Origin of the sequence: Methylocystis suflitae (assembly GCF_024448135.1) — a bacterium.
GTDB lineage: Bacteria > Pseudomonadota > Alphaproteobacteria > Rhizobiales > Beijerinckiaceae > Methylocystis > Methylocystis suflitae.
Map to the genome: position 1 here is coordinate 1 of NZ_JAMRYX010000227.1, position 10,418 is coordinate 10,418.

The 10,418-nt window shown below is 58.2% G+C and carries 6 protein-coding genes and 3 pseudogenes; 8 read left to right on the forward strand and 1 reads right to left on the reverse strand.

The window, feature by feature from the left end; all coding sequences use genetic code 11:
• Nucleotides 1-293 (forward strand): annotated as a pseudogene (locus tag NEI07_RS17160) (DDE-type integrase/transposase/recombinase); the annotation flags it as partial.
• Nucleotides 294-302: 9 nt separating this feature from the next.
• On the opposite strand, the gene NEI07_RS17165 reads toward NEI07_RS17160, so the two are convergent.
• Complete coding sequence (locus tag NEI07_RS17165; RefSeq protein WP_256036266.1) at nt 303-1,676, reverse strand: IS30 family transposase; 1,374 nt, start codon at nt 1,674-1,676, stop codon at nt 303-305.
• A 41-nt stretch (nt 1,677-1,717) separates the two neighbouring features.
• On the opposite strand from NEI07_RS17165, the pseudogene NEI07_RS17170 reads away from it, so the two are divergent.
• The 7 genes and pseudogenes from NEI07_RS17170 to NEI07_RS17200 form a co-directional block, all read left to right on the forward strand.
• Nucleotides 1,718-1,960 (forward strand): annotated as a pseudogene (locus NEI07_RS17170) (IS3 family transposase); the annotation flags it as partial.
• A 1,255-nt stretch (nt 1,961-3,215) separates the two neighbouring features.
• Nucleotides 3,216-4,193, forward strand: a complete 978-nt coding sequence (locus NEI07_RS17175) for a PstS family phosphate ABC transporter substrate-binding protein (protein WP_256036257.1) — start codon at nt 3,216-3,218, stop codon at nt 4,191-4,193.
• Between the two features lie 267 nt (nt 4,194-4,460).
• A complete protein-coding gene (locus NEI07_RS17180; RefSeq protein ID WP_256036260.1) occupies nt 4,461-6,926 on the forward strand; it encodes an ABC transporter permease subunit in 2,466 nt (821 codons plus the stop codon).
• Nucleotides 6,927-6,935: 9 nt separating this feature from the next.
• Nucleotides 6,936-8,681, forward strand: coding sequence for a phosphate ABC transporter permease PstA (gene pstA / locus NEI07_RS17185; protein WP_256036262.1), 1,746 nt, complete (start codon nt 6,936-6,938; stop codon nt 8,679-8,681).
• A 74-nt stretch (nt 8,682-8,755) separates the two neighbouring features.
• Nucleotides 8,756-9,523: a phosphate ABC transporter ATP-binding protein PstB gene (pstB, locus tag NEI07_RS17190; RefSeq protein ID WP_256036267.1), complete on the forward strand. Its 768-nt coding sequence runs from the start codon at nt 8,756-8,758 to the stop codon at nt 9,521-9,523.
• On the forward strand, nt 9,520-10,281 hold the full coding sequence (gene phoU, locus NEI07_RS17195) for a phosphate signaling complex protein PhoU (protein WP_256036263.1): 762 nt from the start codon (nt 9,520-9,522) through the stop codon (nt 10,279-10,281). Before pstB ends, phoU begins: the two co-directional genes overlap by 4 nt.
• Nucleotides 10,282-10,329: 48 nt before the next feature.
• Nucleotides 10,330-10,418, forward strand: a pseudogene (locus NEI07_RS17200) (IS6 family transposase); the annotation flags it as partial.

Here is a 10,418-nt window from a genome sequence, read left to right on the forward strand (position 1 = left end):
TGCCCGCTGGACAAGATCAACCGGCAGTTCCAGGCGGATCGGCCGAATGCGCTATGGGTGGCGGACTTCGCCTATGTCGCAAACTGGGCCGGCTTCGTCTACGTCGCCTTCGTCATCGACGTTTTTGCCCGACGGATCGTCGGCTGGCCGCGTCACATTCGGCGCGAACGGACTTTGTGCTCGACGCGCTCGAACAGGCTTTGCATGAGCGGCGTCCCCTTCGAGGCGCCGGCCTTGTTCATCACAGCGACCGCGGCGCGCAAGGCGGATTCAATCGGTCGTCGCAACGACTGTAAAATAGTTCATCCGATGAAAGCGTTCAACGCTTCCGCGGGCGTTCGCCAATTCAACGCTTTTCGCGGTCGCGTGTTCAAGGCCTGAGCGACAGCTTCCAAGGCTTCGGCGCTATGCTTGGAAAGATCGGTTCCCTTGGGAAAATACTGGCGCAGCAGCCCGTTGGTGTTTTCGTTCGTGCCTCGTTGCCACGGGCTGTGCGGATCACAAAAATAAATAAGCAGGCCGGTATCGATACGCAGGCGTGGATGCTGAGCCATTTCTGCTCCCTGGTCCCAGGTCAGCGATCGACGCAATTGTTCGGGGAGCCGGGTCATCGTCCGACCGATTGCATCACGAACAGCCTTGGCGCCATGCCCTGCCAAAGGTGGCCCGTTCTTGACGCGTGCCGATTCGCCATGTCCCTCCATCCGAGGAAGATGCAGAAGCATCGTGAAGCGTGTTGTTCTCTCGACCAACGTACTGATGGCCGAACTGTGCAATCCGAGGATCAGATCACCTTCCCAGTGGCCCGGAACGGCGCGGTCTTCGGCTTCGGCGGGACGTTCACTGATCATGATCTCGGACGAGACAAAAGACTTGTTTTTTCCTCGGGTACGCGCGCGTGGCGTCCGCAGCGCTCTCCCTGTTTGAAGGCAGGCGGTCAGGTCGCGTCGGAGCCCGCCGCGCGCTTGGATGAAGAGGGCTTGATAGATTGCTTCGTGACTGATCCGCATCTCCGTGTCGTCAGGAAAGTCCAATGGCAGTCGACGAGCGATCTGCTCGGGGCTCCAGGCGCACGCCCAGCGACGACTTTGGCGGGGCCCCGTTTTCCGGCCTTTCCATTCGACCTTCGGCCCCGATATTTTCGAGCCATCACCCGAGCTGATTTCGCCGGACAGCCTTTCCTGAACATACTGCCGCAGACGGGAGTTCGTCGCCAACTTCGACGGTTTTGGTCGCTGAGCCGATCGATCCGCATGCCATTGGGCGGCCGTGGCGCGGTAATCGCAGCCGCCGGAACGCCTCGCGGCATTGCGACGCAGTTCGCGGGAGATGGTCGAGGCTGCTCGCCCCAATTGGCGTGCAATCTCACAGACGCCCTGCTCTTGTGCGTAAAGAATCGCGATCTCTTCTCGCTCGGCAAATGACAGATAGCGCCCGGAAGGCGGCTTGGAATTTTTCGACAAATGCGACGGCGCCATGCCGCCAGCCCTCCGAAACCACCGGACGCCGACCGCCGGGGAGACGCCCGCATCTATACCGGCGCCATCGCTTGTACGACCCGCGGCAATTGCTTTCCAGAATTGAACAAGCTGCTCCCGGACGGCCGCTGGCGGCCTGCCAGGCGAGCGCATCGCCTTTCTGTCAGATGTTTCGGTATTTGCTCTCGTCCGCGCCATCGCCGTCTCCATTGAGATCGTTGCGACGACCGATTGAATCCGCCCAATGTGTGTCGATCAAGTACACTGAGCGCTTGAAGGACGCCGGCGTCGAGCCGTACAAAGTGGAAGTGATCTGGCGGCGTGGCCCCTGACGCTCCCTGGAGCAGGACAAGTTCGCCACGCTCAAATGAGTGGACTGGTTCAACAATAAGAGACTGCTGGAGCCGATCGGAAACATTCCGCCGGGTGAAGGCGAAGCGCACTTTTATGCGCAACCTAAAGAGCGCGCCATGGCGGCGTGACTCAAACGGCCTCCGGCAAACCCGGGGCGGTTCGCTACGTATAAACCGTCGCAGCCTGCGTGCGCCTGGCCATGATCCGCATCATGCTCAAGCGACTAACACGACCAACCAATTGTTCATGAATCCAGTCTTTTCGGATCGGTTCTTAGGGGCGCCTTTGCACACGCCCAAATGCACTTTGCTTCAGATTTGCCTTTGCAAAACGGTTCGTAGAGGCCGTAGTACCAAGAGGAGTAAGGGATGGGACCGTCAGGGGGCGCTGGGTCGCCCGGCGGTATGCGAAGGACAGGAAAACATTCTTTGGTTGCCTTTCCTTTAGCTTTCGCCTCGGCGACGCCGCTGCCAAAGACGACGCTAAGCATAGCGATGACGAGATACTTCATCATACGCGCACTCCTGTACAACAGACAAGCCTCGCCGCAACAGATCAAGCAAGCGTAAGCCAAGCACCGTCACGGCCACACTTTGGAATACGTTTGATCGCTCGTCTACAGCATTGATCAATAGACTTTAGCACGCATGCATAACAGTATTATCTCAACTCGAACATGACATTAAGATACTATTCATTGCTCCGCGAAGAAAGGTCCTTACGGCGTGACGTGGTTATTTTCCGATTGTGTCGCGCCGGCGAGTTCGGCGAGCAAGAAGGCGCACAAAATTGCGAGCCAGGCGAGCAGGCGGCGCTCTTGCCCGTGGAGGCCGCCTAGAGATTTTTGAGAGTTGTCGTATGCGTGACGCAAAAAAATATGTCGGAGACATATACATACTCGACCGTCCTTATCTCGACGCAAGCTCGGAAGTCTGGCGTGCGAGCTCGCAAGCCCGCGCTTCTCTTCGGGATCAGCCGTCGGCTCTCCTAGCATGGGATCAGTAGGAAGTCGTCAGCTTGACGATGGCGCCTGCCTTGCCGCCCTCGATGTTCACTCGAAAGATGGCTGCCGGCGACTGAACTTGGTCCAGTAACGCCTAACCCCGAAGCGTCGTTGGAGCAGACCCAGAGCGTGCGTGCTCGTCCTTCCATCGGCAAAGACGCCGAAGGTCGAGCGGGAGTCGAAGGCCCCCGGAGCAATCCATGTCTCTGCTCGGGCGGCCCCGGGCGCGATGCGCTGGAAGGGGTGTTTCTTAATTCTATCATCAAAACGTCATCTATCCGTCAAGTATTAGAGACGTCGATCAAATAATAATTCAAAAGGGGCCCATTCGGGGATCATCCGCAGCTCATCAGCTAAGATTTACAAAAGGGGGGAAATCCGTGAAACTCAAAACTTTCGCTGCCGTGCTAGCTACAAATGCGGCGCTAATTACTAGCGCAGGCGCGTTTGATCTTGATCCGGCGCTCCCGACCTACAAGTCCGTTAGTGGCATTTCGGGCCAGCTCAAGTCGATCGGGTCCGATACGTTGAACAACGAAATGACGCTTTGGGCCGAGGGTTTCAAGGCCAAGTATCCCAACGTGAAGATCGAGATCGAGGGCAAGGGCTCATCGACAGCGCCACCGGCTCTGGTAGAGGGCACTTCGCAATTCGGTCCGATGTCACGTCCGATGAAGGCCAAGGAGATCGAAGCCTTTGAAAAAAAATACGGGTATAAACCTTCCTCGTTCCAAGTAGCGATCGACGCGCTTGCGGTCTATGTCAATAAGGACAATCCGCTCAAGTGCTTGACCCTGCAACAGGTTGACGGCATCTTCTCAAAGTCGCGCAAGGGCGGCTTGAACAAGGATATCACCACCTGGGGCGACGTTGGGCTGACTGGCGAATGGGCGGCAAAACCGATCTCACTCTATGGCCGCAACTCCGCGTCGGGCACCTACGGCTACTTCAAGGAAGTGGCGTTGTTCGAGGGTGACTATAAGGATCAGGTCAAGGAGCAGCCGGGCTCGTCGGCCGTCGTGCAAGGCGTTGCGAGCGACAAGTTCGCGATCGGCTATTCCGGCATCGGTTACAAGACGGCCGATGTTCGCGCCGTCCCGCTCGCAGTCAAGGCTGGCGACAAGTGTTACGACACGTCAGCAGAAAATGCTTATTCAGGAAATTATCCAATTGCGCGCTTCCTTTACATCTACGTCAACAGGAATCCTAATCAGCCGCTAGACCCCCTGCGCGCTGAGTTCATCAAATACGCACTGTCAAAGCAAGGTCAGACCGACACCATCAAGGGTGGTTATTACCCAATCACGAACTCGCTCCGTTTGGAGAACCTGAAGGCCCTAGGGATATCGGCCAACTGATCGCCATCGCGCGCGGCGATGCCGGGCAAGAGCGAACCGGCATCGCTCCGTTTTTTCAGGGAGCGTGCGTGCCGGTGAGCGGAACATGATGTTATGACAGATGACGGCGTCCAAGGGCATCCTTCCGCCATTGGCTCTGGGGAGCCAACTGCCGCGCCGCGGCGCCCCCCGCGCACGACGCGCCGTTCGGTCCTCTTTGTCGACGCCGTTGCTAATTGGACCATCACCATTGGCGGCCTCGGCGTTATTCTCGCCGTCTTCGGCATTATGATTTTTCTCACTGCAGTCGTATGGCCATTATTCTCCGGCGGTCATGCCGTCACCCAAAGCCAGGCAAAGCTGGAAGGAGCGGCAAGCGACGTTCTTACAGAACTCGTGGACGAGTACCACACGATCGTCGTTTCCGTCGAACGCAATGGTGAAGTTGCGATCAATCACCTTGCGACAGGGCGCTTGATCAAGTCGCGCAAGTTTGAAATCGGCAAACGAAAAATTGCGTCCTTCGCGCGGACGTTGAACGGCGAGAATGTTGCGATCGGCTTCGATGATGGCACTTTGCGCCTTGGTCGCATCAAGATCGAGACGACAATTCTCAAGACCTCCGCCGTTCCAGCCGGATTGAACGAACTCGGGCGCGACGACCGCACCGATGGCGACGCTGTGTATTCCGTCATCGATGACGACCAGGTCCGTCGCATCGCGGTATCGGTCGACTTGGACGAGCCACAACAAATCGCTCCTGAGGGAGTGGCCCTGGTAGCTTTGGATTACCGTCTGGGCGGCGCCGTCGAGCGGCCGACACGCTCGTTCGTGTCAATTGACGCTAATGGCGCCGTCCGCCTCAGCCGCCTCGAAACCAAACGCAGTCTGTTGGGCGGAACGCGCGCACAGACAACTCTCAACTCGATCGACCTTCCATCGCTGCCAAAAGGCACGGAGGTGGCATCGATCCTCATGACGAGCTTGGCCGACCAGCTTTATGTCGTCGAGGACGCTGGCAACGTATTCCGCTATGACACCCGCGATCCTCAAAAGCCAATTTTGGCTGAGCGTACCCAGCTGACGCCAGATGGCGTTGGCGTGACCGCGCTCGGATTTCTGGCCGGCGAACAGTCGATCGTGGTCGGCGGCGCGGATGGCTCCGTCAACGTCTTTTTCCGGCTCCAGCGCCCTGGCGCCGATACAGCGGACGGGTTCGCGCTCGTCAAAACGCATGAACTCGAGCGCCAACCCGATGCGATTGTCGCTCTAGCGGCGAGCCCGCGAAGCAAATCCTTCATCACCGCCGATGCGAACGGCAATGTCTGGGTGCGGCATGCGACCACCGACCAGACGCTATTGAAGCTCGCGGCTCCTGGAGGCGCGGTGACTGCGGTCGCGATAGCTCCGCGCGAGGATGGCGTCGTGGCGATCGGCAAGAATGAAGCTGTCTGGAATTGGCGTATAGAGATGCCGCATCCAGAGACTACCTTCTCGTCCATTTTCGGCAAGGTCTGGTACGAGGGATACCCTGAACCAGGCTATACGTGGCAGTCGTCCTCGGCCACAGACACGTTCGAGCCCAAACTCTCTCTCGTCCCGCTCGTCTTCGGCACCATCAAAGCTGCGTTCTATTCGCTATTGTTCGCGATTCCGATCGCGCTGTGCGCGGCGATCTACACATCTGAATTTGTCGGGCCTGGCGTGCGGAACATTATCAAACCGACCATGGAAATGATGGCGTCGCTGCCCTCCGTCGTTCTCGGATTCATCGCAGCGCTCGTCCTGGCGCCCATCGTCGAGAGTTGGATCGCAGCCATCGTGTTGGCAGTTGTGGTCCTGCCACTCTCCGTCTTTCTTGGAGCCTATCTGTGGCAATTCGTACCGCAAAATATTGCGCTAAGGGTCGGTGGCGGCAGCAAGATGCTTTTCATTGGCGCTGTGCTCGTAGTCGGCGTCATTTTGGCGCTCAATCTGGCGCCCTGGTTCGAATCCGCCTTGTTCGGCGGAGACTTCAAGGCGTGGGCAAATGGCGATGTTGGATCGAGCCGCCCGTTTATGGCCCTCCTCACTTGGCCCGTGTCCTTCGCAATCCTGTTGTTCGCCGATGCCCGGGGGTTTTTGCCGTTCATGCCAGGCGGCGGCTCCTCCCGTCAGCGTGACAACGCGCTCGTAGACTTGGGTCGATGGCTCGCCTTTCTGGCAGGTTCGCTCGGGCTCGCTTGGCTGCTCGCCACGGCGCTTCTGACCCTCGGCATTGACGCACGGGGCGCCGTCGTCAACACCTATGTCCAGCGCAACACGTTTGTCGTCGGATTTGCGATGGGCTTTGCGGTCATTCCCATCATGTACACGATCGCCGAGGACGCTCTGACGGCGGTTCCAGAACACTTGCGTGCGGCTAGCCTCGCCTGTGGCGCGACCCCTTGGCAGACCGCCATTTCGATCATCGTGCCGACGGCCTTGAGCGGCATCTTTGCCGCAGTAATGGTCGGCCTGGGACGTGCCGTTGGGGAAACCATGATCGTCGTCATGGCGGCCGGGAACACGCCGGTCATCGACTGGAACATCTTCAGCGGTTTGCGCGCTCTCTCGGCCAATATCGCCGTGGAGCTCCCCGAAGCAGTCAAAGACGGGTCGCTCTACCGAATGCTGTTCTTGGCGGCGCTCGCTCTGTTCGTGATGACGTTCGTCATCAACACCTTGGCCGAGATGGTCCGGCTGAAGTTCCGGAAACGTGCTGCGCAGTTATAAAGGACTGCCATGGATAACGTGACTACCGATCAGGCGGCGATCCGGCCAATTGATGCGCCGTCCGCGGTGGTGCGGCGCAGCCCCGCGACGGCCCTTTCAGCGCGCGGCGAGCCCTTCATGTGGGCGCTTGGCGCTGCCCTAACGATCGGCATCGTCATGGTTATCGGCTTCCTGTTATTCGTCTTCTGGAATGGCTTGGTAACGTTTATTCCGAAACCTGTCGCCGTCGTGACCCTCAGGTCTGGCGCCATGGTTGCCGGCGAGCCGACCCGTCCGGAGCTCTATCGACTGTCTCCGGACGCCATAAAAGCGCTGCCGCCCGCTGAGGCAGCAAAAGTAGCGGTGAATGGCGGTTATGGACATCGCACGCTCTACCGCATTGGAAACTACGATCTCTACAACGAGGACTTTCGCTGGGTTTCCGACCACGACGTCGATAAGATCGACTATCCCGAGGAAATGGTCTTCATCGAACGATTGGAATGGGGCGTCTTCGTTGGCCGCATCAGGTCGGTCAAGATCGGTGATCGAGATCTGGCCAACCCCACGCCAAAGGATCCCGCGCTTGTTGCCGCGCACAAGGAAGCGCGCGCGCGCTGGCAGACGATCCGTCGTATCGAGCGGGACCTTATCGGGCGCGTCAATCATGATCTGGAAGTTCTTCGTCTTGATGTTCGGCGCGCCGAGATCAAACATGGCCCGGCCTCCACACAGGCCGAGAAGGCGAGACTAGCCGAGGCGGCGCAAATCCCGTCACTCAAATCCGAGTACGATCGGCTGACGGGCGAGGCCGTTCGCCTCAATTCGATCGCCCAACTCAACACCGTGACGCTCGCCGACGTCACTGGCAAGGAGAAGGTCCTGCCGCTTTCGAGCCTGGTGCGGTTCTATCCCGCTAATAATCTGTCCTTTTTTGACAAAGTCTCCATCTATCTGTCGCGCTGGGGCGAGTTCCTAAGCGCTGAGCCGCGCGAGGCCAACACTGAGGGCGGCGTTCTACCCGCCATCTTTGGCACGGTCGCGATGACGCTGCTCATGGTCCTCGTCGTCGCGCCGATGGGCGTCATCACCGCTCTTTATCTGCGTGAATACGCCAAACAAGGGCGTCTCGTCTCGATTGTCCGTATTTCGGTTAACAATCTGGCCGGCGTCCCGTCGATCGTCTACGGTGTCTTTGGACTCGGCTTCTTCGCTTACGGAATCGGCGCTCACATCGATGACCTGTTCTTCCCCGAGCGGCTTCCGGCCCCTACTTTCGGCACCGGCGGAATTCTCTGGTCCGCGCTAACATTGGCGCTCCTGACGGTGCCCGTCGTAATCGTAGCGACGGAGGAAGCGCTCTCTGCGGTTCCACGCTCAATGCGCGAGGGGTCGCTGGCCTGCGGCGCCTCGAAGTGGCAGACGATCAAGAACATCGTCTTGCCGCGCGCGATGCCCGGAATCATGACCGGGATCATTCTGGCGATGGCCCGGGGCGCCGGCGAAGTGGCTCCATTGATGCTCGTTGGCGTCGTCAAGCTCGCCCCCACGCTGCCGTTCGACGGCTACTTTCCCTTTGTGCATCTCGAACGCAGCTTCATGCATCTCGGCTTCCACATCTATGACGTGGGGTTTCAATCCCGCAATTCAGAGGCCGGTAAGCCGATGGTCTTCGTCACAACTTGCTTGCTGATTGCGGTCATTACTTTTCTGAATCTCGCCGCAATTGTCATCCGGTCGCGACTGAAGCGCCAATTTGCCGGCAACCAGTTTTGATGAGGGACGCACCGATGTCGGAGGTTGTGGACGCACCCGTCAAGCCGGCGTTCGAACCGGCATCCCTTCATCCCATGAGGGGAGAAGACGGTGAGATCATACAGATACGGCAGTTCAATCTTTGGTACGGAGCTTCTCAGGCGTTATTCGACAACAATTTCTCGATTGAGCGCGGCTTGGTAACGGCGCTTATCGGCCCTTCGGGCTGCGGCAAGTCGACCTTATTGCGCTGCTTCAATCGTATGAATGATCTCATCGACAATCTTCGCGTCACCGGAAAGATTGTGCTCGACAACGCCGACATCTTCGCGCCGAACATCGATGTCATTGCGCTGCGCAAACGGATGGGCATGGTCTTTCAAAAGCCCAACCCTTTCCCGATGTCGATTTACGAGAATGTCGTCTATCCGTTACGAATCGATGGCGTGCGCAGTAAGTCGAGGCTCGACGAGACCTGCGAACGAGCGCTTAAAGACGCAGGGTTATGGGACGAGGCGAAGGATCGGCTCGAATCCTCGGCCCTCGGCCTGTCAGGAGGACAGCAGCAACGGCTTTGCATTGCTCGCGCGATCGCGGGCGACCCGGAGGTTTTGTTGCTGGACGAGCCTTGCTCGGCGCTCGACCCGATCGCAACGGCGAAAATCGAAGAATTGATCGACGAACTGCGTGGGAAATACACAGTCATCATCGTAACCCACAACATGCAGCAAGCCGTCCGAGTATCCGACAACACGGCCTTCATGTATCTCGGGCGTCTCATCGAATACGGCGACACCAATACCGTTTTCGAGAATCCGCAGCGACCCAGAACGCACGACTATGTCACAGGGCGCTTTGGATGACCGTCGGCTCTGCGAAGCGCACGGTAAGCGAAAGGCTAGATGACATGACTGAACATACCGTCAAGTCTTACGAGCAGGAGTTGCACGAGCTCACCCAGTTGACTGCGCGGATGGGGGCTCTTACTCAACAGCAGTTTCGTGACGCCATCAGCGCGTTGATCAATAGCGATGAAAACCTTGCCAATCATGTGATTTCCGCTGATGACGCTGTCGATGAACTTCAGCAACGGATCGAGCAGCAGGCCATTCACCTGATCGCCAAGCGCCAGCCGGTGGCTGATGACTTGCGTGTGATCGTCGGGGCGATGCGCATTTCGATCGATCTCGAGCGCATTGGCGATTTCGCCAAGAATATCGCCAATCGGATGGCCGTAATAAAGGACGATTCGCATCCAAGGGGGTTGATGAAGCGCTTGGAGGATATGGCCGATCTTGCGATCGCTCAGATTGAGAACGTACTCGACAGCTACGCACAACTCGACGCTGCAAAAGCGATCGCGGTGTGGAACCGCGATAAAGAAATCGATGGCATGTACACATCGCTATTCCGCGAGGCGCTTACCTATATGATGGAGGATGCTCACAGCATCACCTTTTGTACCCATCTGCTGTTTTGCGCAAAAAACATCGAGCGCATTGGTGACCATACGACAAATATAGCTGAGATGATTTACTTCGTGGTGCGGGGCTCGCCCCTCAAGGGGGCGCGACCAAAAGGCGATACGTCGGCCACGGTGGCAGCAGCGCCTTCCGGTTAGGGAACTTGAGACGTCTAACCAGCCACGACAGCTCTCATCTTGATCTTCGACGAGAGAGCCGTCAAACGAGTGACGCGGCCAATGCTGGGGTTCAAATCCTTCCGATCAGCTGCAGTGACGCTCGCCGGGGTCGAGCT

What these genes read in the sequence shown, in the direction of transcription:
- NEI07_RS17165 (WP_256036266.1), bottom strand. Translation starts at nt 1,676, where the DNA reads ATGGCGCGGACGAGAGCAAATACCGAAACATCTGACAGAAAGGCGATG.
- NEI07_RS17180 (WP_256036260.1), top strand. Translation starts at nt 4,461, where the DNA reads ATGATTTTTCTCACTGCAGTCGTATGGCCATTATTCTCCGGCGGTCAT.
- pstA (WP_256036262.1), top strand. Translation starts at nt 6,936, where the DNA reads ATGGATAACGTGACTACCGATCAGGCGGCGATCCGGCCAATTGATGCG.
- pstB (WP_256036267.1), top strand. Translation starts at nt 8,756, where the DNA reads ATGAGGGGAGAAGACGGTGAGATCATACAGATACGGCAGTTCAATCTT.
- phoU (WP_256036263.1), top strand. Translation starts at nt 9,520, where the DNA reads ATGACCGTCGGCTCTGCGAAGCGCACGGTAAGCGAAAGGCTAGATGAC.